This is a genomic window from Aliivibrio sp. EL58 (genome assembly GCF_900312675.1).
Lineage (GTDB): Bacteria > Pseudomonadota > Gammaproteobacteria > Enterobacterales > Vibrionaceae > Aliivibrio.
This window is the reverse complement of record NZ_OMPC01000004.1, coordinates 150,402-173,952: the sequence shown is the minus strand read 5'-3', so window position 1 is coordinate 173,952 and position 23,551 is coordinate 150,402. Positions and strand designations below refer to the sequence as shown.

At 38.6% G+C, this 23,551-nt stretch carries 19 protein-coding genes, 10 tRNA genes and 1 riboswitch; of the genes, 16 read left to right on the top strand and 13 right to left on the bottom strand.

The genetic code is table 11. The features are described from left to right. Positions 1 to 101: 101 nt before the first annotated feature. The 5 genes from ED622_RS06275 to ED622_RS06255 form a co-directional block, all read right to left on the bottom strand. A tRNA-Tyr gene (locus tag ED622_RS06275) sits at positions 102 to 185 on the bottom strand. A gap of 84 nt (positions 186 to 269) precedes the next feature. Then, positions 270 to 353, bottom strand: a tRNA-Tyr gene (locus ED622_RS06270). Between the two features lie 84 nt (positions 354 to 437). Continuing rightward, positions 438 to 521, bottom strand: a tRNA-Tyr gene (locus ED622_RS06265). Between the two features lie 84 nt (positions 522 to 605). Continuing rightward, positions 606 to 689, bottom strand: a tRNA-Tyr gene (locus ED622_RS06260). An 84-nt stretch (positions 690 to 773) separates the two neighbouring features. After that, a tRNA-Tyr gene (locus ED622_RS06255) sits at positions 774 to 857 on the bottom strand. Between the two features lie 306 nt (positions 858 to 1,163). Between ED622_RS06255 and ED622_RS06250 the strand changes: the two genes are divergently transcribed. Next, on the top strand, positions 1,164 to 2,219 hold the full coding sequence (locus tag ED622_RS06250) for an efflux RND transporter periplasmic adaptor subunit (RefSeq protein WP_122033078.1): 1,056 nt from the start codon (positions 1,164 to 1,166) through the stop codon (positions 2,217 to 2,219). Between the two features lie 2 nt (positions 2,220 to 2,221). After that, positions 2,222 to 5,332 carry a vibriobactin export RND transporter permease subunit VexH gene (gene vexH / locus ED622_RS06245; protein WP_122033077.1) on the top strand — a complete coding sequence of 1,037 codons (3,111 nt, stop codon included), beginning with the start codon at positions 2,222 to 2,224 and terminating at the stop codon, positions 5,330 to 5,332. 81 nt (positions 5,333 to 5,413) lie between these two features. On the opposite strand, the gene queC is transcribed toward vexH, so the two are convergent. Together queC and ED622_RS06235 are read right to left on the bottom strand one after the other, a co-directional pair. After that, positions 5,414 to 6,097, bottom strand: coding sequence for a 7-cyano-7-deazaguanine synthase QueC (gene queC / locus ED622_RS06240; RefSeq protein ID WP_122033076.1), 684 nt, complete (start codon positions 6,095 to 6,097; stop codon positions 5,414 to 5,416). 126 nt (positions 6,098 to 6,223) lie between these two features. Continuing rightward, on the bottom strand, positions 6,224 to 7,288 hold the full coding sequence (locus ED622_RS06235) for a PLP-dependent cysteine synthase family protein (RefSeq protein WP_122033075.1): 1,065 nt from the start codon (positions 7,286 to 7,288) through the stop codon (positions 6,224 to 6,226). Between the two features lie 132 nt (positions 7,289 to 7,420). Here ED622_RS06235 and ED622_RS06230 point away from each other — a divergent pair, with 132 nt between their 5' ends. Next, positions 7,421 to 7,888, top strand: a complete 468-nt coding sequence (locus tag ED622_RS06230) for an Lrp/AsnC family transcriptional regulator (protein WP_122033074.1) — start codon at positions 7,421 to 7,423, stop codon at positions 7,886 to 7,888. Positions 7,889 to 7,967: 79 nt separating this feature from the next. On the opposite strand, the gene tesB is transcribed toward ED622_RS06230, so the two are convergent. Further along, positions 7,968 to 8,831, bottom strand: a complete 864-nt coding sequence (gene tesB / locus ED622_RS06225; RefSeq protein WP_122033073.1) for an acyl-CoA thioesterase II — start codon at positions 8,829 to 8,831, stop codon at positions 7,968 to 7,970. Between the two features lie 235 nt (positions 8,832 to 9,066). Here tesB and ED622_RS06220 point away from each other — a divergent pair, with 235 nt between their 5' ends. Beyond that, positions 9,067 to 9,570, top strand: coding sequence for a YbaY family lipoprotein (locus tag ED622_RS06220; RefSeq protein ID WP_122033072.1), 504 nt, complete (start codon positions 9,067 to 9,069; stop codon positions 9,568 to 9,570). A 35-nt stretch (positions 9,571 to 9,605) separates the two neighbouring features. Here the strand turns inward: ED622_RS06220 and ED622_RS06215 are convergent, their stop codons facing one another. Then, entirely contained in the window at positions 9,606 to 9,908 is a 303-nt protein-coding gene (locus ED622_RS06215) for an MGMT family protein (RefSeq protein ID WP_122033071.1), read from the bottom strand. Positions 9,909 to 10,021: 113 nt separating this feature from the next. Between ED622_RS06215 and ED622_RS06210 the strand changes: the two genes are divergently transcribed. After that, positions 10,022 to 10,759 (top strand): hypothetical protein, encoded by a 738-nt coding sequence (locus ED622_RS06210; RefSeq protein WP_122033070.1) that lies wholly within the window; start codon positions 10,022 to 10,024, stop codon positions 10,757 to 10,759. A 29-nt stretch (positions 10,760 to 10,788) separates the two neighbouring features. Here ED622_RS06210 and ED622_RS06205 read toward each other — a convergent pair whose 3' ends face one another. From ED622_RS06205 to torD, 4 genes are all read right to left on the bottom strand, one after another. Further along, positions 10,789 to 12,504 (bottom strand): GGDEF domain-containing protein, encoded by a 1,716-nt coding sequence (locus ED622_RS06205; protein WP_216822078.1) that lies wholly within the window; start codon positions 12,502 to 12,504, stop codon positions 10,789 to 10,791. Positions 12,505 to 12,771: 267 nt separating this feature from the next. After that, a complete protein-coding gene (locus ED622_RS06200; RefSeq protein ID WP_122033069.1) occupies positions 12,772 to 13,359 on the bottom strand; it encodes a TfoX/Sxy family DNA transformation protein in 588 nt (195 codons plus the stop codon). A gap of 126 nt (positions 13,360 to 13,485) precedes the next feature. After that, positions 13,486 to 13,569: riboswitch (cyclic di-GMP riboswitch) on the bottom strand. A 160-nt stretch (positions 13,570 to 13,729) separates the two neighbouring features. Next, a complete protein-coding gene (gene purR, locus ED622_RS06195; RefSeq protein WP_122033068.1) occupies positions 13,730 to 14,737 on the bottom strand; it encodes an HTH-type transcriptional repressor PurR in 1,008 nt (335 codons plus the stop codon). Positions 14,738 to 15,031: 294 nt separating this feature from the next. Further along, the gene (gene torD, locus ED622_RS06190; protein WP_122033067.1) at positions 15,032 to 15,679 is read right to left on the bottom strand and encodes a molecular chaperone TorD; all 648 of its coding nucleotides are present in this window, start codon (positions 15,677 to 15,679) and stop codon (positions 15,032 to 15,034) included. A gap of 236 nt (positions 15,680 to 15,915) precedes the next feature. On the opposite strand from torD, the gene torR reads away from it, so the two are divergent. The 11 genes from torR to ED622_RS06135 all read left to right on the top strand — a co-directional run bounded on the left by torR (position 15,916) and on the right by ED622_RS06135 (position 23,539). Then, positions 15,916 to 16,614, top strand: coding sequence for a two-component system response regulator TorR (torR, locus tag ED622_RS06185; RefSeq protein WP_122033066.1), 699 nt, complete (start codon positions 15,916 to 15,918; stop codon positions 16,612 to 16,614). 177 nt (positions 16,615 to 16,791) lie between these two features. Next, complete coding sequence (locus ED622_RS06180; protein WP_122033065.1) at positions 16,792 to 18,249, top strand: hypothetical protein; 1,458 nt, start codon at positions 16,792 to 16,794, stop codon at positions 18,247 to 18,249. A gap of 132 nt (positions 18,250 to 18,381) precedes the next feature. Next, positions 18,382 to 19,326 carry a 23S rRNA pseudouridine(2604) synthase RluF gene (gene rluF / locus ED622_RS06175; protein ID WP_122033064.1) on the top strand — a complete coding sequence of 315 codons (945 nt, stop codon included), beginning with the start codon at positions 18,382 to 18,384 and terminating at the stop codon, positions 19,324 to 19,326. A 128-nt stretch (positions 19,327 to 19,454) separates the two neighbouring features. Then, positions 19,455 to 19,528, top strand: a tRNA-Cys gene (locus ED622_RS06170). 16 nt (positions 19,529 to 19,544) lie between these two features. Continuing rightward, positions 19,545 to 19,620, top strand: a tRNA-Gly gene (locus ED622_RS06165). Positions 19,621 to 19,728: 108 nt separating this feature from the next. Continuing rightward, positions 19,729 to 19,815: transfer RNA gene (locus ED622_RS06160), tRNA-Leu, on the top strand. An 85-nt stretch (positions 19,816 to 19,900) separates the two neighbouring features. Next, positions 19,901 to 19,974: transfer RNA gene (locus ED622_RS06155), tRNA-Cys, on the top strand. 109 nt (positions 19,975 to 20,083) lie between these two features. After that, positions 20,084 to 20,170: transfer RNA gene (locus tag ED622_RS06150), tRNA-Leu, on the top strand. A gap of 272 nt (positions 20,171 to 20,442) precedes the next feature. After that, positions 20,443 to 20,994, top strand: coding sequence for an ECF-type riboflavin transporter substrate-binding protein (locus ED622_RS06145; protein ID WP_122033063.1), 552 nt, complete (start codon positions 20,443 to 20,445; stop codon positions 20,992 to 20,994). A gap of 3 nt (positions 20,995 to 20,997) precedes the next feature. Then, positions 20,998 to 22,707 carry an ABC transporter ATP-binding protein gene (locus ED622_RS06140; RefSeq protein WP_122033062.1) on the top strand — a complete coding sequence of 570 codons (1,710 nt, stop codon included), beginning with the start codon at positions 20,998 to 21,000 and terminating at the stop codon, positions 22,705 to 22,707. Continuing rightward, positions 22,697 to 23,539, top strand: a complete 843-nt coding sequence (locus ED622_RS06135; protein ID WP_122033061.1) for an energy-coupling factor transporter transmembrane protein EcfT — start codon at positions 22,697 to 22,699, stop codon at positions 23,537 to 23,539. The genes ED622_RS06140 and ED622_RS06135 overlap by 11 nt, the downstream gene beginning before the upstream one ends. Positions 23,540 to 23,551 lie beyond the last annotated feature (12 nt).

The following is a 23,551-nucleotide window of genomic DNA, read 5'->3' as shown; positions in this document are numbered from 1 at the left end:
CAAGCAATAAAAAGAGGAAATTTGCCATTTTATTTATTACAGGCACAAAAAAAGCCAACTCATTTCTGAATTGGCTTTTCGATCTCTATCGAGATAAATAATGGTGGGGGGGGACGGATTCGAACCATCGAAGCTTACGCGGCAGATTTACAGTCTGCTCCCTTTGGCCACTCGGGAACCCCCCCAACGAGGATTTTTATACTTAACTAACTCGTTTCCCAACGGAGTAATCAAGTTATCTTAATCGTTAATACAATTAAGAAGAATAATGGTGGGGGGGGACGGATTCGAACCATCGAAGCTTACGCGGCAGATTTACAGTCTGCTCCCTTTGGCCACTCGGGAACCCCCCCAACGAGGATTTTTATACTTAACTAACTCGTTTCCCAACGGAGTAATCAAGTTATCTTAATCGTTAATACAATTAAGAAGAATAATGGTGGGGGGGGACGGATTCGAACCATCGAAGCTTACGCGGCAGATTTACAGTCTGCTCCCTTTGGCCACTCGGGAACCCCCCCAACGGAGATTTTTATACTTAACTAACTCGTTTCCCAACGGAGYAATCAAGTTATCTTAATCGTTAATACAATTAAGAAGAATAATGGTGGGGGGGGACGGATTCGAACCATCGAAGCTTACGCGGCAGATTTACAGTCTGCTCCCTTTGGCCACTCGGGAACCCCCCCAACGGAGATTTTTATACTTAACTAACTCGTTTCCCAACGGAGTAATCAAGTTATCTTAATCGTWAATACAATTAAGAAGAATRATGGTGGGGGGGGACGGATTCGAACCATCGAAGCTTACGCGGCAGATTTACAGTCTGCTCCCTTTGGCCACTCGGGAACCCCCCCAACGAGAGATTTTTATACTTAACAAGAGTTTTCCCAACGACCTTGCCAAGTTCGGAGCGAATAATAGCAAACTTCGTTTTTCTGTAAAGCACTTTTCTTTGTTTTTTGGTTTGAATGATTGGTTTTTCGTCAAAAAGGGGTAAAAAGCCCCATTTTTGAACAAATAATATAAAAAAGGGTCATATGGAAGTGATTGTTTTTACAGTTTATTGCACCATCTTTACATTCATTGACGAACAAAACCGCTTTCACTTGGTAAACTAGAGTCAGTAAGTAATTTTAATAATTCAAATAATAAGTATCAATATGAATCAAACTAAGTCTATTACTCTTGCTGTTTTATTAGCATGCACTTTATCAACACCTTCTTATGCTAAGAAACCAAGAGGAAATCAATCGGTTGCTGTTGTCTCTGAAGAGGTTGCAACACATGAAATATCTCAATCATTATCTTTAATCGGTAAATTAGAAGCGGCAGAGTCTGTCATTATCTCTCCTGAGGTTTCTGGAAAAATTGACCGAATTGCGGTTAAGGCAAATCAAGAGGTCAAAAAAGGCCAGCTTTTAATTCAATTAAATGATGATAAAGCCAGTGCTGCTATTAAAGAGGCTCAAGCGTATTTAAATGATGAAAAACGTAAACTAAAAGAATTTCAACGCTTAGCGAAAAAGAATGCTATTACTCAGACAGAAATTGATGGCCAAAAAGCCAGCGTTGATATTGCCCAAGCACGTTTAGAAGCGGCAAATGCAAATTTATCAGATCTTCACATTTCAGCTCCTTTTTCTGGCACGGTCGGATTCATCGATTTTAGCCGCGGAAAAATGGTTAATGCTGGAGCTGAATTACTGACCTTAGATAATTTGTCTTTAATGCAGTTAGATCTACAAGTACCAGAGCGTTATCTTTCTATGTTATCTACAGGCATGAAAGTAGATGCTATGAGTCAAGCATGGGGAAAAACGGTATTTTCAGGAAAAGTAGTAGGTATTGATTCTCGTATTAATGCTGAAACCTTGAATTTACGTATCCGTATTGAATTTCCAAATAAAGATCTAAAAATGAAACCGGGTATGTTGATGGCTGCAGAGTTGGACTTCCCTGCGATTAATGCACCAATAATTCCAGTTCAAGCATTAGAGTACTCAGGTACAAAACGCTATGTTTATGTCATCGGTGATGATAATAAAGTGACACGTACTCAAGTTACACTGGGCGCTCGTGTTGAAAACCGTGTAGTGATTGAATCTGGTTTAGAGATTGGTCAAGATATCGTAGTTCAAGGCTTAGTTAATATGCGTGAAGGCGTAACCGTTAAGTTACTTGAACAAGAGACTCAACCTGCTGCTAAAGGACAATAATCATGTGGTTATCTGATACCTCAGTAAAAAGGCCCGTGGTTGCCATTGTTTTAAGTTTGTTGTTGTGTGTGTTTGGTGCGGTGTCGTTTAGTAAACTAGCCGTACGTGAAATGCCTGATATTGAAAGCCCTGTGGTTTCTATTAGTACTCGTTATGAAGGCGCTTCGGCGACGATTATTGAAAGTCAGATCACGACTGTATTGGAAGATCAGCTTTCAGGTATTAGTGGTATTGATGAAATAGAGTCAACCACTCGTAACAGCATGTCTCGTATTACCATTACCTTTGATTTAGGTTACGACTTAAATACCGGTGTGAGTGATATTCGTGATGCGGTAGCTCGTGCCCAGCGAAGTTTGCCTGATGAAGCGGATGATCCAGTTGTCTTTAAGAATAACGGCAGTGGCGAAGCGTCTTTATATATCAATTTAAGTTCAAGCGTTATGGATCGAACTGAGCTTACCGATTACACCGAGCGTGTATTGGTTGACCGTTTTAGTTTGATTACAGGTGTGAGTTCGGTTGATATTTCAGGTGGTCTTTACAAGGTTATGTATGTAAAGCTCAAACCTGATTTAATGGCAGGGCGAGGCGTTATTGCTTCTGATATTACCGCAGCACTTCGTTCTGAGAATATCGAAAGCCCGGGTGGTGAAGTACGTAACGACGCCATTGTGATGTCGGTTCGAACTGAGCGCCTCTATAACCAAGCAGAAGACTTTAATTATCTTGTAGTTAAAACCGCCAGCGATGGAACATCAATTTATCTAAAAGACGTTGCAGATGTGTTTATCGGTGCAGAAAACGAAAATTCGACCTTTAAAAGTGATGGTGTTGTTAACGTAAGCATGGGCATTGTTCCACAATCTGATGCGAATCCATTAGATGTGGCGAATTTAGTTCATGAAGAAGTAGAGAAGATCCAACAGTTTCTACCTGAAGGTACTCGTTTAGCCATTGATTATGACTCTACCGTGTTTATTGATCGCTCGATTTCTGAGGTATACAGCACACTCTTTATTACGGGTGGTTTGGTTATCTTAGTGCTCTATATCTTTATTGGCCAAGCACGAGCAACGTTAATACCGGCAGTTACCGTACCCGTTTCATTAATTTCGTCGTTTATGGCGGCGTATTACTTTGGTTTTTCAATTAACTTAATCACCTTAATGGCACTGATCTTATCGATTGGTCTAGTGGTTGATGATGCCATTGTGGTCGTAGAGAACATTTTCCATCATTTAGAAAAAGGGGAGTCGCCACTATTAGCCGCCTATAAAGGTACAAGAGAAGTGGGTTTTGCTGTAATAGCAACGACCTTGGTTCTGGTAATGGTATTCTTGCCGATCTCATTTATGGATGGTATGGTTGGTCTACTATTTACTGAGTTCTCAGTATTGCTTGCGATGTCGGTCTTATTTTCTTCTTTGATAGCTTTAACGCTGACTCCAGTGTTAGGCAGCAAGATCTTAAAAGCGAATGTTAAACCAAATCGTTTTAATCTCTTTGTCGACAAACTGTTCGCTAGTTTAGAAAGAGGTTATCGTAAATCGGTTAGTAAAGCGGTGGCATGGCGTCTATTGGCTCCTGTGATTATCTTAGCCTGTATTGGCGGTAGCTATGGGCTAATGCAGCAAGTCCCATCACAATTAACACCGCAAGAAGACCGTGGTGTATTATTTGCGTTTGTTCGTGGTGCTGATGCTACCAGTTATAACCGAATGAGCTCAAACATGGATATTGTTGAAGAGAGATTGATGCCATTACTTGGTCAAGGATTCTTAAAATCATTCAGTATTCAATCACCTGCATTTGGTGGTAATGCAGGCGACCAGACTGGTTTTGTTATCATGATCTTAGAAGATTGGGCAGACAGAGATCTGACCGCTCAAGAAGGATTAGGCTTAATTCGTAAAACCTTAGTCGATATTCCAGATGTTCGTGTATTCCCAATGATGCCAGGCTTCCGTGGTGGTTCAAGTGAGCCTGTGCAATTTGTGCTTGGCGGTTCAGATTACAAAGAGCTACAAAAATGGGGTGATGTATTAAAAGCAGAAGCGAATAATAGCCCATTGATGGAAGGTGCAGACATTAACTATTCTGAAAAAACACCAGAGTTAGTTGTGTCAGTTGATCGCAACCGTGCTGCAGAGTTAGGCATTAAGATCTCTGATATTTCAGATACCCTTGAGATCATGCTTGGTGGTAAAAGTGAAACAACGTATGTGGATCGTGGCGAAGAGTACGATGTGTATTTACGAGGTGATGAAAATAGCTTCAATAATGCTGCGGATCTTAGCCAAATTTACATGAGAACGGCGACTGGGGAATTAGTTACTCTTGATACGGTAACTAAAATCAATGAAGTTGCGTCTGCTATTCGTCTATCACACACCAATAAACAGAAATCCATTACCTTAAGTGCCAACCTAAAAGATGGTGCAACGCTAGGTGATGCTCTGGATTATTTGGATGCGAAAGCGATTGAAATGTTACCGAGTGATATTTCAGTAGCTTATACCGGCGAGTCTAAAGACTTTAAAGAAAACCAATCAAGTATTTTGGTAGTATTTGGATTGGCGCTGCTCGTTGCTTATCTTGTTCTTGCGGCACAATTTGAAAGCTTTATTAACCCAATGGTGGTGATGTTTACTGTTCCAATGGGGGTATTTGGTGGTTTCTTAGGGCTAGTGATTATGGGCCAAGGACTGAATATTTATAGCCAGATTGGTATGATTATGTTGATCGGAATGGTAACCAAAAACGGTATCTTGATTGTTGAGTTTGCGAACCAGTTGCGAGATAAAGGCATAGAGCTAGAACAAGCGATTATTGATGCATCAGCTCGTCGTTTACGTCCTATTTTAATGACAGCATTTACGACATTAGCAGGTGCTATTCCATTGATCATGTCTACAGGCGCTGGTTATGAAAGCCGAGTGGCAGTAGGTACGGTTATCTTCTTTGGTATGGCCTTTGCGACTTTGGTAACGTTATTTGTTATCCCTGCGATGTATCGATTAATTTCAGGACAGACGCACTCTCCAGGTCATGTGGAAGCGTTATTAAATAAAGAATTAGATCATGATATTACAGGGCGTATTTCGCATTAATATTGAAGTGATAATTCGATAAAAAGAAAGGCCATTACTTACTTTGAAGTGATGGCCTTTTTTTTAATTAAATAATTATACTTACAGCTTAGCGTTTAAATCAGCCATTACTGCGTCTTTATTTTCTAAATACTCATCTAGACCATTCCTACGTAAGTCACACGATGGACAATCACCACAGCCGTCACCAATCACACCGTTATAGCAGGTTAGTGTTTGGTTGCGAACATAGTCTAGCTTTCCGTATTTATCAGCCAGTGCCCACGTTTCAGCTTTGTTTAGCCACATCAATGGCGTATCAATACGAAGTTTACGATCCATACCTAAGACGAGAGATTGGTTGATTGATTTTACAAACTCATCACGGCAATCAGGGTAGCCAGAAAAATCAGTTTCACACACACCAGTGATCACAGATTCAGCACCTAATTGATAAGCGTAAATACCAGCAAGGGTTAAAAATAGAATATTACGACCAGGAACAAACGAATTTGGTAGGCCATTTTCTTGCAGTTCGTGAGAGACAGGAATGTTATCGCGAGTTAATGAACTAACAGCAAGCTCATTAAGTAAACCGACATCCATCACTTTGTGAGAGGCTGCACCCAGTTCAAGCGCGACTTTTTTGGCTACTTCAATTTCCTGATTATGACGTTGGCCATAATCAAAAGTAATACAATGAACATGATCATATTGAGTAAGTGCTTGAATTAAACAGGTAGTGGAATCTTGACCGCCACTAAATACAACGATTGCTGTAGACATAATAGAATGAATCTCAGTAGGATTATTTATTGGTATTGTAATAAAAAAGCCACCGATGATCGATGGCTTTTATTGTTATTACCTATTGGTTTAATCCTAACGGGACGTTATTATTTTATTGGTTTTTTATAATTGACCCGTTTTCTCAAAGCGGCTTAGTTGTGCTAAAAACGGAGTTAAGTCGCCAATGTTATTAGCCACCCATTGATCATTATAGTAGGTATCAAGGTATCTCTCGCCGCTATCACACAGTAAAGTCACGATTGAGCCTTTCTCACCACGTTGTTGCATTTCACAAGCCAATTGCAACGCGCCAAATAGGTTAGTACCAGTAGATGCTCCCGCTTTTCTGCCGAGGATGCTTTCTAGCCAACGCGCTGTTGCTACACTTGCTACATCTGGAATCGTGCGCATTTCATCGATAACTCCAGGAATAAAGCTTGGCTCTACACGAGGACGGCCAATGCCTTCGATTTTACTGCCACACTCTAATGTTAGCTCTTTATTGCCCGTTTTATAGAACTCATGGAAAACTGAATTTTCAGGGTCGACGACACACAATTTAGTATTGTATTTTTGGTAACGAATAAAACGACCGATGGTTGCAGAGGTACCGCCAGTACCTGGGTTCATTATGATCCACGTTGGTTCTGGGTGATCTTCTAATTGCATTTGACTAAAAATACTATCGGCAATGTTGTTGTTTCCACGCCAATCTGTTGCACGCTCTGCGTAAGTAAATTGGTCCATATAGTGACCATTTAACTCTTCTGCAAGTCGACGAGATTCAGCATAAATTTCATCAGAACGTTCTACAAAATGTGCTTTGCCACCGTAAAAATTGATCATCTCGATCTTTTTGCTTGCTGTTTTACGAGGAACAACAGCAATGAATGGCAAACCAAGTAGGCGGGCAAAGTAAGCCTCTGACACCGCAGTGCTACCTGATGAAGATTCAATAATTGGCGTATTTGGACCAATCCAACCATTAGAAATGGCATAAAGGAAAAGAGAACGAGCTAAGCGATGCTTAAGAGAGCCTGTTGGGTGTGTACTTTCATCTTTTAGGTACAAATCAATGCCATCAAGCATAGGTAAATCAAGTTTAATAAGGTGCGTATCTGCAGAGCGTTGGTAGTCCGCTTCAATTTTACGAATAGCGTTGTTAATCCAGTTATGATCTGTACACATAATGCTTTCCTTAATACTGTTAATGCAAATAGTAGCGATGTGATTAATTTACCTCTGTACGTTGAGAAAAACTTTGCTATATTTACTTTAAATTAAGTATAAAAGAGAAAGTTTTTCTATTTTGGAGTTTTTATGGGAAAGCATGAGCTAGATAAGGTCGATACTACCTTACTTTCGTTACTGCAAAAAGACAGCACCATCTCGTTACATGATTTAGCAGAAGCGGTTAACTTAACTACAACACCGTGTTGGAAGCGATTAAAACGTCTAGAAGAAGATGGGGTGATTGAAAAGAAAGTAGCTTTACTTAATCCTGAAAAATTAGGGTTAAGCTTTAATGCATTTGTATTGATAAAAACATCCAATCACTCACAAGAGTGGTATAACCAATTTGTGGATACTGTTTCGGATTTCCCTGAAGTGATGGAATTTTATCGAATGGCGGGAGAGTATGATTACATGATGAAAGTGTTATCAGCAGACATGAAAGCCTTCGATGGTTTTTATAAAAAACTAGTCAACAGTGTTGATGGGATCTCGAATGTCACCAGTACATTTGCGATGGAGCCTCTAAAATATACAACAGAGCTACCGTTATAGTTATATGGTAATTATGTGTGAAAAAGAAGGTCAGGTGGTAACTACCTGACCGATAAATTATATGATTGAAGAGGTGGGTTTATTTTTTCTTCATTCTCATCACGCCTTCCTGCATAGCTGATGCAACAAGTTCACCTTTTTGATTGAATATTTCCCCACGAACTAGGCCACGAGAACCACTCGCATTGGTACTTTCAATAGAGTACAACAACCATTCATCCATCTTAAATGGACGGTGGAACCACATTGAATGGTCAATCGTCGCCACTTGGAAGTTTGGCGTTAATAAGCTGACTTCATGTGGATGAAGGGCGGTTGGTAAGAATCCCCAATCAGATGCATAAGCTAATAAGTATTGATGGATTAATTGGTCGGCTGGTAGCTCACCATTGGCCTTAATCCACAGATGTTGTGTTGGCGCCGCTTTTTTAGGGGCTAGTGGATTAACAATATTAACAGGACGAACTTCAATTGGTTTTTCACCACAAAATATTTTTTGAACCGCGGGTGGAAGGACGTGTTTAATGGCTTCTGCAAGTTGTGTTTCTGAGGCGAAATTTTCAGGCCCTGCGATATCAGGCATACTTGATTGGTGCTCAAAGCCCGGCTCATCACCGTGATAAGAAGCGGTTAAGTAAAAGATAGGTCGGCCATTTTGAATCGCTTTAACGCGACGTGTGCTGAAGCTTCTGCCATCTCTTAAATTTTCCACATCATAAATAATCGCTTTTTCTGGATCGCCAGGATAAAGAAAGTAGCTATGGAAAGAGTGAACGGTTCTAGCATTATCAACAGTATAACGAGCAGCAGAAAGTGCCTGCCCAATGACTTGGCCACCATACACTTGTGGCAATCCAAGATTTTCACTTTGACCTCTAAATAAGCCTTGTTCTAATTGTTCTAACTGCAATAGTGTAAGTAATTCATTTAATGGTTTATTCATTCTATATGCCTTAATGCCTCTGACGTGATTACTCTATTGTGAGTCAGATTCAGGTTCAGTTCAATAAGTTAAACACTATGTTAACTGAGTCAGATTTGTATCAAAACTGTGCAATTTTACTCTGGTTGAGTTAGTTTTCTGTCAAAGATGAAGTCGTTAAGCAGACACGGTGAGATATTAGGTCTATATTCGTGTCAGTTTGTTAGATAACGATAATATTATAAGAGAGAAAAACATGAAAAAATCATTATTAATTGCTTTTTCTGTAGCGACAGGGATCACGATGGTTGGCTGCAATTCAACAGATAAAGCAGAAAAAGAAGTGGTTAAGCAAGAAGTGGTAGTGCAAGAAGATATGGCTCAAACAGATGCGTCTGGCACTGAAGTAATTGAAGCATCTGAAACACAATTAGTGACAGGTAGTGTTGGTTACCGTGAGCGTATTGCTTTACCTGCAAACGCGGTGATTACCGTAACATTGGCTGATGTGTCTTTAGCGGATGCACCATCAAAAACGATTGCTGAGCAAACTTTTGAAGCGGCAGAAAAGTCATCACCATTTGATTATTCTTTAGAATTTGATACGGCTGATATTCAAGCGAATCATCGCTATTCTGTACGTGCAACAATTAAAGTTGATGGTAAGTTACGTTTCACAACAGACACAAACTACGCTGTGATCACTGATGAAGCAAAAACAATGCAACAAGATTTATTGTTAAAAGGCGTTCGTCAATAATATTGATTGGCTTTATGTAAACAGGCCGTTGTGTCTTAAGGCATGACGACTTGTTTAAAATGGCAAATTTTCCCATCTTCTCGAATCAATATCCCTTCTTCTTCAAGCAATCTTCTCTGTTTTTCAAATTTATCACCTAGTAATGAAATCTTCCCCTGTGCATTGACAACTCGATACCAAGGTAACAGTGTATCTTCTGGGAGTTTAGCTAACACTTTTCCCACGTGTCGTGAGTGATTAGGAAACCCTGCTAACGTTGCAAGCTGTCCATAAGTGACGACTCGGCCTGACGGTACGTAATATAAATTCGTATAAATACTTTGAGTAAATTCATCCATTGAAATAAATATCTTCTATTAGAAAAGAGAGATTGGTCAGTGATAAAGCTAAGTATTACCGCTAAACTGAAATAGTAGCAAAGTAAACCGCTTTGTACCAAGGAGGGCTAGCGATGGTATTAACCGTGTTGTCTATTATATTAAGTATCCTACTTGTTGTTGTTGGCGTATTGGCTTTTGGGATTAGTGGAGGAGAGCTTCCTTTACTTGCTTTAGCCATTCCTATGTTATGGCTCATTCCTCAAGGTGGTGTTGCTACATGGGTGTTACTTGCTGGAATGTCATTGTTTGGCTTAACGCTCAGTGAGCAGCCATTATCACTCTCGATTGCTGTTTGGACTCTATTTCCCTTATTAATGGTGATTTTTTCACGACGAAAAAGCATTCATCTGGTGGCCTTTATTATTGCGGTTGTGGTGGCAATGGAAGCTGGGATCATGGCCTTACAATATGAAGGTAAATTAGAAGGCAGTGCCTCTTTAACATTGGTTCAAATAATCAGTGTTATTTTGGTCTGGATAGCGGCGAGAAGTTGGAAACCTGTGAATCGAAATGCGTGGTGGCCTCTGGTACTCGTTATTCCATTATGGATAGGGGGCTTACAACACGCGGCACTTGTTGCCTTGTCAATTACTGGTCTTATTGTATGTTTACAGAGTCTTGGACGATCTAAATATAGAGATTGGCTTTCTATGCTATCGTGGCTTTTACCCGTCATTGCCTTTGCAACCTTAATTATATCTCCTAAGTTTGAGGTGCCAGCATCGGTCATGGTTTCTTGGCTAATGATTTTAATGATTGGGTGGGTTACTGATTTTATGATGCAAGTAGATGATGAACCTATCGATTAAGCGATTAAGTTCATCATCTATATTTACTGTTAAGCGTTAATGGCTACGACAGTTGTTTCTTTTGTTTTTGTATTATCGCACTTAGTTTCAATCGCCTCTTTAATGGCTTCAGAAGATTGAATTAAATCATCGTAATGGCATGCTTGATCTCGACCGCGCCCTTTTGCTTCATACAGCGCAATATCAGCAAGTTTGGTTAAATCATCTGATTGTTGCCCATTTTTAGGGTAAGTAGAAATACCGATGGAAACACTTAGTTTCCCTAACGATAGTTCCTTAATTGCAAGGTGGAGATCACTTACGGAAGCACATAGCCCGTTTGCTACAGCAAGAGCGTCTTCAGCATTGGTACTTGGTAAGATAATAGCGAGCTCTTCACCACCAAGACGACAAATTGTATCTTCGCCACGCATTGTATTAAGCAGTAAAGTACCAATAGTTTTTAGGACATAGTCACCAGCATCATGGCCGTAGTTGTCATTAAAGCGTTTGAAATGGTCAAGATCTAGCATAAGAATAGACATTTCTTGTTTATGTCTATGCGCACGCATGATTTCTTGATTGATGGTTTCTTCGTAGTAACGGCGATTGTATAAACCGGTCAATGGATCACTGATCGCTTGTTCTCTCAGTTTTTCTTGTAAGTTTAAGTTAGCTAAAGCTAGACCGAGATGTTCTGCAACCGTAAAGGCTAGTTTTTGTACATCAGGCTCTAAATCTTCTTTATCACCAAGGTAGATGTGCATCATACCGATAGTATTTCCATGAGCAGTCAGAGGAATACAAAGTGTTTGATCTTCCCCTGTTGCTGACATATGAGAGCAAGGCAACGTTGTGTACTTATCGTTTGCTAGGTGGAATTTACCTTTACGTAGCGCCCAGCACTCTTCTGGTGCATAAGTTTTGCTTCCTGGCCATACTCCGCCCCAGTCAAGCTTAACAAGCAATTGGTTACGAGAAGAACGCATTAATGAAATAACGCCATTTACGTTACCAAGAATTCGAGGAAGGATATCTTCAACCACCATCTGAGCTTCATTAATTGAATTACAGGCAGCAAGCATAGTGGCAAGGCGATGTAATAATTCAATCTCTTGAGTACGCTGTTCAATACGATCTTCTTGTAAATCTTGCTCATTTTGTACTTGCTGCTGAATCAATTTGTTACTTAATAAAGAAGAACCAATAACAAGTGAAATATTAATACCCATTAAAATTATTAGGATATTCATCAATTCTTCTACCATTGCGTCTATACGCGTTAATGGTGTCGCGACTCTAACAATATAAGTTTGACCTTGGTAATCGAATGATTGTGCTGAATACAGTAAATTTTTAAAGCGAGAAGTACTGAAGCGGGTCGTGGTGCCATAATTTAAGTTTTTAGCGTCAACAACTTCTTTTCTATTTAGGTGGTTTTCAAGTCGTAATACGGCTTCTAAAGAAATATCACTATCTGCGATAGGTGTACCATCAGCTTTGATGATTGTTACGTGATCTTCTTTAGCTAGTTCTAGCTTGGTTTTTATATAAACATCTAAGGCTTTTAAATCAGAAAAAGAAACTTGATCATCATTTATTTCTTTTATGACGCGTGAGATTTCTTCAGACATTCCACCTTCGACCTTTTTTTCAAGCCAATCAGAAAGTGTTGAGTTAAAAATAAATAAACCAAGAGACATAGTAAATATCATGCATATGATAGGTAGGTAGAGCCATTTTTTGCTGATTGTGTTTTTGTTCATCTAACAATATCCAATAATTCATTAGGCCAATTAATCGGCTTTAATACCATATATAGGGTATCTGAATTAAAGGTGAAATAATAGATTATTTACAATAAAGTTAATACGATGTGATTGATAAGGTTGGTTGGTTAAGTTTTTGTTCTGAATGATTTTAATTTGAAACTGTAAAATAAATAAGTTAAAACGAGGAGATGCAGATACTGCCTTTAGCTTAAAACTAAGAACAGTATCTGAAATTATGAAGGAGAATTATTGTGAGCTAATTTATAACTGCTTTCTTAGTTCACATCTTGTTTCCGATGAAACAACAGACCAATGTGTGCCTTTAATTGCTCCCTCAAGAGACCACAATAATTCATCACTAACATGGCTAGAATGAGTTTGTTGAATTGCTTTATAAGCATTTACTGAGCCTGTACTACGTAGTTCTTCTACTGTATTAATCCCTGCTTTCTTTAGCATTCTTTCTGTAGCTAATCGAAGGTTTGGTAAATCTTTAATACGTGATGGTTCTGCGGTTTTCTGTTTTTCTTTATCTTTTTTCGCGACATCTAAAGCTATAACAGCTTGAAGCAAGATGGAATCTGGTTCATTCCAACACTCCTCAGGAAGAGCAAAATATTTAGTAACAACTGGAAAACCACGTTTTTTATAAACGTAAGGTTCAAATCCTTGCTCTTTAAATAAATTAATCGTTTCTTCGCTTGATCGTAAATGCAGTTTGTCTTGAACGACAAGGGCAAACATAGTGTCATCTATAAAGACACCAAAGCCACCAAACATTGAACGCGAAGAGATCTTCCCAAGAGAGGAAAGTAAACGAAGTGATTCTTTTAGTATTGGTTTATCCATTGCAATAATTCTCGGTTAGTAAGTCTATGTCACTAAACAACTGAGCCCGAGGAAATAGTAGCAAGCTTAAAAGAAATCATTGTTATTTTAACGTAAAAATTAACAACGATTGACAGAATACTCGCCGTCGGCAACCCCGCTACCTTATATATAATACGTAGGCCGGAAGCTTTGCGTCCTATACTTTCGCATAGTTTGCCATGTTCGTGACACTATTGATGATATAGCAATCAATAAGGTGTGTTATAGCAAAAAACGCCATTATGTGATCTTGGTTCACATAATGGCGTTGTTTTTTTGTTATCTCTGTTCAAGTTTTAAATAAAAAAGAGAAATAAATAAGTTTTTGATATAAAAAGAATTGTAATTATTATTTTAAACGATTAAGAACACTACTGCGAGAAACAACCTCTGGCTGCATTTCAAAAACACGACGTTCGTGATGTTTATCCTTAATTCGCTCTAATAATATCTCTACCGCGGTTTTTCCTACACGACGTTTAGGTTGGTGGATCGTCGTTAGCGGTGGTGAGAAGTAAGCTGAAAGTTCTATATTATCGTAGCCAATAACAGAAATATCTTCAGGCACTCGCAAACCAGATTGCTTAATTCGACTGATTGCAGCCAGAGCCATTATATCGTTAAAACAAAATAAAGCAGTTGGACGTTCTTGCATGGCTAATAGTTTATCAATCGCTTTTGATGCAGAAGCGCATTCAAAGTCACCTTCTAATATCCATTCTGATTTAAATGGTAAGTTAGCTTCTTCATGAGCGCGTTGAAAACCATGAACACGTTCTTTACATGTGGTTTTTTCAGCTTGACCTGTAATACAAGCAATTTGAGTATGGCCATTTTCGATCAAATGTTTTGTTGCTAAATAGCCACCTTTTTCAGAGTTATCAATGATTTTATCTGTGTGTGGACTATCAGGGCCCCAGTCCATAATTACCATTGGTAACTCGGTATTCTTTTCAAGTAGTGCTAATAATTGTTCATTAAGATCTGAACACATAACCAATAAGCCATCTACTCGTTTTTCAGAAAGCATACGAAGGTAATGTTTTTGTTTATCTAAATCGCCCTCGGTATTACACATAAATAGTGTGTAACCTTGTTTGTAGCAGTAGTTTTCAACCCCATGCATTACTTCAGCAAAAAATGGGTTAAATGATTGAGTTACTAGCATACCAATAGTACGTGTCGTATTGCACTTTAAACTACGAGCAACAGCACTTGGTGCATAGTTAAGTTCTTCAACTGCTTCCCATACGCGCTTTTGAGTTGCTTCGGCGACAAAGCGTGTTTTGTTAATTACGTGCGATACCGTGGTGGTTGAAACCGAAGCAAGTTTTGCAACGTCTTTAATAGTAGCCATATAAAAGCCTTAAATGATTATTAAGGGGCTATTTATCTTCCAACAAAAATGAGTTTTGATCTGTAAAGAACTGATGGAAGATAAATAGGCCCTAAGTCTAGGTATAAATAAAAAGGTATAAATAAAAAAAACCGCCAAAAATGCGGTTTTCATTTAGTTTTCAAATTTTATCGTTTGCGTTCACATTTTATAGGTAAAGCATAGTGCAAACAATTATTGATTTAATAAATTTTGGTTGTAATCTGATTTACATCACGGACTTGTTAGTTTATTGCATCAATTTTAGCATTTATATTACTCACCGGTAAGGAAAGTCGCATCTAATCGTAAGAACGCAACTAAAAAGTCGGTAACAGAAGCATAAAAACCAAACTCATCTCTTTCTTTACATATTTGACTAAATCTTGGAACCCATGAAAGTAATTGTTCGTTGATAAACGTTAGTTGAGCATTCATGTAAGTTTCAAAATCTTCTTCAGATGATTGCTGATTTGTCATGGCAATTAAGTTACCAAGAAAATCTAATTCAATAGCAATATGGTCAGCAGGTTCGTTAAACTCAGACTTTTGTGCAATGTCATATTTTGAAAGTAGATCTCGCATATCTTGAGCTGGCTTGCCATTTAGGATGCCTGCCTTGTCTAAATATATCGACGCGTAAGGCAGAGCACTGTTTTTATCCGAGCCTAGAAAGGCTTGACAGAAATCAGCAGATAGCTCAAGTTGCACGTCTTCGCGGCTTTGTAATTGATTTAGTTTTTCAATTAAAGCATTCATCGATGTCGCTAACGTTGGAGTTTCAGCCAAGCTTGCTAAAAAAGTACGTACTTCAAAACTGTTGTACTGATCAAGCTGCTCAGTTGTTAGTTCATTAGCTAATAAGCTTGAAAGCCACCAGTAAATTTCAGCGCGTTGTTCATTAAATGCTGTTAATTCGTTCATTTATCTTTTACTCCAAAAAGTTTATTTAAGAATTGTACTGGATAAGTATGAAAAGGAATAGCACCTCTCATTAACAGGGTGTATAAATATATGAGTAAAGATTAATGTTCGATTTTTATTAAGAATTGTCTTGAATCAATTAAAATACAGAAATATCAATTGAGAATTGGCATTATTACAAAATATGAATAGAATAAGATAAGAACCATCCTAATAACCATAAAAAAGAGAAGATTATGAGCTATCACATTTTAGTTGTTGAAGACGAAGTGGTAACTCGCTCTAAACTTGTAGGCTATTTTGAAGCCGAGGGATATCAAGTGAGCGAGGCTGAAACAGGGGCAGAAATGCGAACTATTTTGGCTGAACAAAAAGTTGATTTAATTATGCTTGATATAAACCTACCAGGAGAGGATGGTTTATTGTTGGCGCGTGAATTACGCAGTCAGTCGAATATTGGTATTATTCTTGTTACAGGACGAACAGATAGTATTGACCGCATTGTTGGTCTAGAAATGGGGGCTGATGATTATGTTACTAAGCCTGTTGAATTACGTGAGCTATTAGTACGAGTGAAAAATTTATTTTGGCGTATGTCGTTAGTCAATGAACCTGTTGAAGTGGATGAGTCGAGTATTGTTCGCTTTGGTGAGTGGACTTTTGATATCCAACGTCGTGCTTTGTCAAATAATGGCGAGCCAGTAAAACTCACGAAAGCAGAATATGAATTATTGGTTGCTCTGTCTTCATACCCAAATACGGTTCTATCACGTGAACGTATTTTGAATATGATCAGTCATCGCGTAGATGCCCCAAATGATAGAACGATTGATGTACTGATCCGTAGAATGCGAGCAAAAATGGAAGTGGATCCAAAAAATCCTCAAATTTTTGTCACTGTACACGGTGAAGGTTATATGTTCGCAGGAGATTAATTTTCATAAACTGCGATAGATAATACAGAAAGCCACTCAAAATTGAGTGGCTTTTTTTGTTGTTATATCAATGTCAATACTGATTTCGCCTCATACATAAGAAAAGCTGTCTTTAATTTTTGTTTGTACTACTATGTTATGTGATGTCTATTCAAAAATAATTATTATGGGTTAGTGATGAAACAATTTTTTAAAATGGCAATGATTGCCTCTGCGTTAGTCGGTGTGGTTGGCTGTCAGAGTACTGGTGGTGAGTCAGCAGTGGCTGTAACTGAGCAAAATGACAAAGTACAATCAGTATCGACATTTGATGCGCTTCAGAAACAATATTCATTAGATAAAACAACTTTTGATTCTGTAGACTCTTTTTCAATTTATTCAGAAGCCGCATACGCGACAATGATGGAAGAGTGGGCTGAAGCAAAAGAGATCTTTTTAGAAATTGAAAAAGAGCCAGGGCTAATTAATGAAGAGTACTCAATGTTCTCTTCGGGTTCTTATGCTGCAAAGTACATGTCTTTAGTTGCAGTTGCCGATAGTGAACTTTCGAAACTTAAACGTTATAAAGCAACGGCAGATGTCGTATTGTCTGATGCTATTGCACAGATGGCATATTTGATTGAGATTGATGCTAAAAAGTATTACTCACAAGAGTTTTCAAGCCTAAACACTCAGTATAAAGCACTCTTTGTAACTGTGGTTGAAAACGATATTGCTGAAGCTCAAACTAAGCAAGCATCATTTCTAACCAATGCAAAAGTTACAGAGATTAAAACAACATTAAAAATTCATGTTGAGCCACTGGAAAAAGAGTTTTCTGACTTATCTCGTAAGGGATTTAAGGCCATTGCACCAATTAGCTATGGCCAAGCTAAAGCGGAATTAGATAAAGCTAAAAAAGCAGTACAAGCAAACAATCGTGATAAAGCATTAATTGTTGATGTTGTTGCTAAAACACGTTTTCAACTTGATCATTTAAAAAACATGGCAGCTGAAGTGAAATTACTGAAAGCAGTTAAAAATGGCCAATTTGAGCAACCAGTATTAGAGTTTGAAAATAAATTATTATCTATTTCACAAGCAATTAATGGTGATGATTACCGTAACCAACCATTAAGAATGCAGACTGAGGCGGTTTTGGTTTCAGTACAGCAAATGCATGAGATTAATAATACGGCTGATCTAGAAGATAAAATCAAAGAGCTTCAGGTGCAAATAAAAACACTGGAAGTGACAGTTGAAAAGCAAACTGGCGATCGTGCTAATGTTCAAAAACAAGTGGTTGTACTGACACAACAACTTGAGCGAAATGATAACTTAATTAATAATTTGAATGGTGTGATTGCTTCTTATAAAGAGAAAGAAGCGGCAGAAAAAGCAAAGAAAGAGGCAATAACTGCAGAGCCAGCCACAGCAGAAGAAAATGCGGAACAAGCGGCAGTTGCAGAAAACAATCAACCGGAAGAGCAAGCATCAGCAGAAACGGCAGTAGTCGAAGAGGCTCCAGTAGCTGCTGAACCTATCGCAGAAGCTCAAGAAAGCATCGTAGAAGAGACAACTGTTGCTAAAACTGAATTGGTTAAAGCGGATCCAGTGACTACTGACGTTGTTGAGGCAAAGGTAGAGACTAAGTAATTGTAGATATAACTGACAGTTCGTCAGCGTCTATACAGCGAAAGCACCCTATGCATTGGTTTAGGGTGCTTTTTTATTGGATATTTATCCGTTTCTGCTACACTTCGGCTGTTCACTTTTTTGAGGTACATCATGACATCACCAGAACCTAAATTAACCCGTTTAAATAAATTCATTAGTGACACGGGTTATTGCTCACGAAGAGAAGCAGATAAGCTTATTGACCAACAACGTATTACAATTAACGGCAAAGTCCCTGAAATGGGAACAAAAGTAGCTGAAGGTGATGAAGTTCTGGTTGATGGAAAACCATTAAAAGAGAAACAAGATCGTATTTATATTGCATTTAATAAACCCGTAGGGATTACATGTACGACTGAGCGTCATGTTGAAGGCAATATCGTTGATTACATTAATCATGAACAGCGTATCTTTCCAATTGGTCGTTTAGATAAACCTTCAGATGGCTTGATCTTTTTAACCAGTGATGGCGATATTGTAAATAAAATTCTTCGTGCAGGTAATGCGCACGAAAAAGAATATGTAGTACGCGTTGATAAACCGATCACTGATGAATTCTTAACTAAGATGGCGGCGGGTGTACCTATTTTAGATACGGTTACTTTACCATGTAAGATTGAACAAGAATCTCGTTTTGTTTTTCGTATTACCTTAACACAGGGACTTAATCGTCAGATCCGCCGCATGTGTGAATACTTAGACTATGAAGTATTTAAGCTAAAGCGTGTGCGTATTATGAATATTGATCTTGGCAAATTAGCATCAGGTGAATGGCGTTACTTGAGTGCAGATGAAATGGACCAAATTAATAATATGATTGGTTCATCTAGTAAGACGGAAGAAGCTTCTCGTAAAGTTCAAGAGATCGATGGCAAAGTACGAGTAATTAAAAAAGCAAGTTCAGGACGTAATCATCATTCGAACAATACGTTTAATGAAAAGCGTCGTGAAAAAGCAAAAGAAGAACGATTTGGTAATTCTGCGCCTAAACGAAGAAATGATCGTAAAGAGCAAGGTAAGCCACAGTCAGAAATTAAAGTTTGGCGTCCGAAATAGACCGTTTTTTCAACATCTTAACTGTTTTTTAAGTTATTTGGCGATAAAGTCTACAAACAGAGTGTCAAATGCAAATTTTTGTTTGACACTTTTTTTAAATCGGTTACATTAAGCCCCGTAAGAGAGATGGCGCCTTGGCAGAGTGGCTATGCAGCGGATTGCAAATCCGTGGACCTCGGTTCGACTCCGGGAGGCGCCTCCATTTCTTAGTGATTTATGCGACACTAGCTCAGCTGGTAGAGCGCAACCTTGCCAAGGTTGAGGTCACGAGTTCGAGCCTCGTGTGTCGCTCCAGATTTTGTAAAAGGCAGTCAATTAACATTGGCAGACTGTTTTAAAGATGGTGTCTAACCGTTCTTTTTAGAACACATTGGTTAGGAGCATCGCAATAAAGAATTGCGTGCCCTGGTGGTGGAATTGGTAGACACAAGGGATTTAAAATCCCTCGGCGTTCGCGCTGTGCCGGTTCAAGTCCGGCCCGGGGCACCATCTATTTATCATTCAAGTGTAAATTTGAATGATGAGAAGTGTAGTTCATTAACGAACTAATAAAGATAAGTGTGAAAGTATATATGGCGCCTTGGCAGAGTGGCTATGCAGCGGATTGCAAATCCGTGGACCTCGGTTCGACTCCGGGAGGCGCCTCCACTTACTTTAACAATAAGAATTAAACATTACTGTTATTACGGTGATGAAAGATGGTGTCAACCTTCTCATTTATTGAGAACATGGTTAGAAGCATCGCAAGAAATTGCGTGCCCTGGTGGTGGAATTGGTAGACACAAGGGATTTAAAATCCCTCGGCGTTCGCGCTGTGCCGGTTCAAGTCCGGCCCGGGGCACCATCAATTAAAAAGGCTCATCAGAAATGATGAGCCTTTTTTCCTTTCTGCTAAGTCATATTTTCTACTGTAACCCCAAGTTCAATAATTATCTGTAGTGATTTTTTGCTTAAAAATGGATCATTGAATTAATCACATTGGTATTATTATCAAAGCAGTAGCTGACTTATATTGCTAGTAGACGTCTAGATGTAAACATTTCCAAACCGCCGAACTTACTGTATAATGCGCGCCTTTCTAGTTGTTTATCTTATTAATGCTTCAAGGCTAACATTATGAACCTTTCTGCTAAAACCGTTGTTGTTATCGCTATTGGTGCCGCTCTATATGGTATCGGTGGCCTACCAATGTTTGGTATCCCAGTCTTTGCTAATACCACGCTAAAACCAGCTATGGCTGTACTTGCTTTATTTTCAGTACTGTACGGGCCGATAGTAGGGTTCCTTGTTGGATTTATTGGTCACTGGGTAACGGATTTATTCGCAGGTTGGGGTGTTTGGCTTACTTGGGTTTTAGGTTCAGGTATTGTCGGTATGATTATTGGTTTGTTCCCAATACTGACAAAGAAACGCATAGAGTCAGGACTTTTTGATAAGAAAGATTTCTTCATCTTTGTCATGTTAGCGTTTGCAGGTAATGTGATTGGTTACGGAACATCAGCGTTTTTAGATACTATCCTATACGCAGAACCGTTTAGTAAAGTATTTATGCAACTGTGCATCATTGCGGCAGGTAATACCGTACTAATTGCTATTGTAGGTTATTTTATTCTAACTAACCTCGCTAAGCGTAAGAAACAAAGCACAAACTTAACAGAGGCGCCATAGTTAATGAGCGTAACCTTTTCGAACTTCTCTTTTCGATATGTGTCACAGGATAAACCGACGCTTAAAAATATCAATCTAAGGATAGAAAAAGGCGAAAAGATATTAATTATCGGGCCAAGTGGCAGCGGTAAATCAACATTAGGTCAGTGTTTAAATGGCCTAATCCCTCATACCATTAAAGGCGAGATCCAAGGTCAACTTTGCCTTAATGAACATGATGTTTCTGATTGGAAAATAGAACAATACACAGAGAATGTTGGCACCGTTCTTCAAGATACCGACAGCCAATTTGTCGGTTTAACGGTTGGAGAAGACATTGCTTTTGCCCTTGAAAATCAAATGGTTTCAAGAGCGGAAATGTACCCAATTGTTCGTGATACTGCAAAAATAGTGGATCTTGAGAACTTACTTAATAAATCACCTTATGATCTTAGTGGCGGTCAAAAACAGCGAGTGTCATTAGGTGGGATCTTAGTTGACGACGTCGATCTACTGTTATTTGATGAGCCATTAGCGAGCCTTGACCCTAAAACGGGCAAAGCGACTATTGAAATCATTGATGAGTTACATAAAAGCAGAAGCAAAACCGTTGTTATTATTGAGCATCGTCTAGAAGATGTTTTGCATTGCCCTGTCGATCGTATCATTTTGATGGATCACGGTGAGATTGTTGCAGACATGACACCAGATCAGTTGATTCAATCTTCACTATTAATGGAGTATGGGATCAGAGAGCCTCTGTACGTATCGTTACTTAAACGATGCCAACTTGTGCTTTCAGCTATTCCTCATATTAGCCATTTACCATCGATCCCAGCGGAATGCTTGAGCTCTGCAGTGAATGCTTGGTTTGATGATAGTCAATGTAATGGTTCAGAGATGGCCAAGCAGGACGCATTATTAAGTATTGAAAACTTAACCTATTCGTATGATGGTGAAATAAACGCATTAGAAGACGTTTCTTTTACTATGAATAAAGGTGAGTTTGTTTCTATTCTAGGTAAGAATGGCTCGGGTAAATCAACAATTACTAAGTTAGTGATGGGAGTGTTACAACCAGATTGTGGTTCTATTAAATTAAATAATCAAGATCTAGCAGATTTGTCTATTTATGAGCGCTCTCAAAAGGTTGGGGTAGTATTACAAAACCCAAATCACATGATCTCGCATCACCTAATATATGATGAAGTAGCGTTTGGCTTAGTTAATAGCGGCTTCTCTGAAAAAGAAATTGAAGAGAAGGTACTTTACGCATTAGAGCTATGTGGTTTAAGTCGTTTTCGTCACTGGCCGATTGATGCGCTTAGTTATGGTCAAAAGAAGCGTGTAACGATCGCATCTATTTTGGTTCTTGAACCAGAGCTATTGATTTTAGATGAACCAACAGCTGGGCAAGATTACAAGAATTACACTTCAATGCTTGGTTTTATTAATCAGCTTAACCAACAGCTAGGTTTAACCGTAATTATTATCTCTCATGATATGCATTTGGTTCTTGAACACACGACACGATCTATTGTCATTGCTGATAGCAAATGCATCGCTGATCAGGACGTAACCAAGGTATTTAGCCAGCCAGAGTTATTAAATAAAGCAAACTTAACTGTAACAAGTTTGTATGAATTAGCTGAGAAATTGGAGATAGAAAATATCACTGGTTTTATACAGCAATTTATTAATGAAGAGCATGAGAGTAAAAAGAATGTCCACTAATAAACAGAGTTTTGGTATTAATTATGTGGATTTGGACACTTGGTTACATCATTTAAATGGGGTAACTAAGTTTCTGCTGTTCATTACGTGGATTACCGTAGTTCTGACTACATTTGATTTACGTATTATCATTCCATTGATCTTATTAGGTTTATATTTATTAAAAGCCACAAGAGTGCCTTTTACTGCTTATAAACCATTATTGATTGGCACTGCGACAGTATTGAGCATGAATGCGGTATTTATGTTTTTGCTAGCGCCGAATCAAGGTAATGAGCTATTAGGCTCAACAACGGTATTAATGCCTATTTTTGGTAGTTATGCGATTACTCAAGAGACTCTGTTTTATCTAATTACGGTGACACTTAAGTACTTTAGTATGTTTCCAATCGCATTGGTTTTTGTATTTACGACTCACCCAACAGAGTTTGCTGCGAGTTTAAATCGATTAGGCCTGCCTTATAAAATCGCTTATGCCGTAAGTTTAACACTAAGATACTTACCTGAAGTAAAAAGTGACTTTATAAATATAATGCATGCTCAACAGGCCCGTGGTGTTGATTTATCTAAGAATGTTCCCGTTTTTACTCGAATTAGTAATATAGCTAAAATATTAGGCCCATTGATCTTTTCAAGCTTAGATAGAGCTGATGAAATTTCAAACGCGATGGTATTACGTGGTTTTGGGCGTGGGAAAAGCAGAACGTGGTTCAGTGATAAGGCGATAACTAAGACAGACAAAGCTGTCATGTTTGGCTTATTCATTATTGTTATTTTAGCTATCACAAAGCGAGTCATGGATAGTCAGCTATTTTGGTATCCATTTAATTAGGCGTGCTATCAA

Coding starts and splice junctions, on each gene's coding strand:
- torR (WP_122033066.1), top strand. CDS start 15,916: ATGAGCTATCACATTTTAGTTGTTGAAGACGAAGTGGTAACTCGCTCT.
- ED622_RS06200 (WP_122033069.1), bottom strand. CDS start 13,359: ATGGATAAACCAATACTAAAAGAATCACTTCGTTTACTTTCCTCTCTT.
- ED622_RS06230 (WP_122033074.1), top strand. CDS start 7,421: ATGGGAAAGCATGAGCTAGATAAGGTCGATACTACCTTACTTTCGTTA.
- vexH (WP_122033077.1), top strand. CDS start 2,222: ATGTGGTTATCTGATACCTCAGTAAAAAGGCCCGTGGTTGCCATTGTT.
- ED622_RS06135 (WP_122033061.1), top strand. CDS start 22,697: ATGTCCACTAATAAACAGAGTTTTGGTATTAATTATGTGGATTTGGAC.
- ED622_RS06235 (WP_122033075.1), bottom strand. CDS start 7,288: ATGTGTACAGATCATAACTGGATTAACAACGCTATTCGTAAAATTGAA.
- tesB (WP_122033073.1), bottom strand. CDS start 8,831: ATGAATAAACCATTAAATGAATTACTTACACTATTGCAGTTAGAACAA.
- ED622_RS06215 (WP_122033071.1), bottom strand. CDS start 9,908: ATGGATGAATTTACTCAAAGTATTTATACGAATTTATATTACGTACCG.
- ED622_RS06205 (WP_216822078.1), bottom strand. CDS start 12,504: ATGAACAAAAACACAATCAGCAAAAAATGGCTCTACCTACCTATCATA.
- rluF (WP_122033064.1), top strand. CDS start 18,382: ATGACATCACCAGAACCTAAATTAACCCGTTTAAATAAATTCATTAGT.
- ED622_RS06220 (WP_122033072.1), top strand. CDS start 9,067: ATGAAAAAATCATTATTAATTGCTTTTTCTGTAGCGACAGGGATCACG.
- ED622_RS06180 (WP_122033065.1), top strand. CDS start 16,792: ATGAAACAATTTTTTAAAATGGCAATGATTGCCTCTGCGTTAGTCGGT.
- queC (WP_122033076.1), bottom strand. CDS start 6,097: ATGTCTACAGCAATCGTTGTATTTAGTGGCGGTCAAGATTCCACTACC.
- ED622_RS06210 (WP_122033070.1), top strand. CDS start 10,022: ATGGTATTAACCGTGTTGTCTATTATATTAAGTATCCTACTTGTTGTT.
- ED622_RS06140 (WP_122033062.1), top strand. CDS start 20,998: ATGAGCGTAACCTTTTCGAACTTCTCTTTTCGATATGTGTCACAGGAT.
- torD (WP_122033067.1), bottom strand. CDS start 15,679: ATGAACGAATTAACAGCATTTAATGAACAACGCGCTGAAATTTACTGG.
- ED622_RS06250 (WP_122033078.1), top strand. CDS start 1,164: ATGAATCAAACTAAGTCTATTACTCTTGCTGTTTTATTAGCATGCACT.
- ED622_RS06145 (WP_122033063.1), top strand. CDS start 20,443: ATGAACCTTTCTGCTAAAACCGTTGTTGTTATCGCTATTGGTGCCGCT.
- purR (WP_122033068.1), bottom strand. CDS start 14,737: ATGGCTACTATTAAAGACGTTGCAAAACTTGCTTCGGTTTCAACCACC.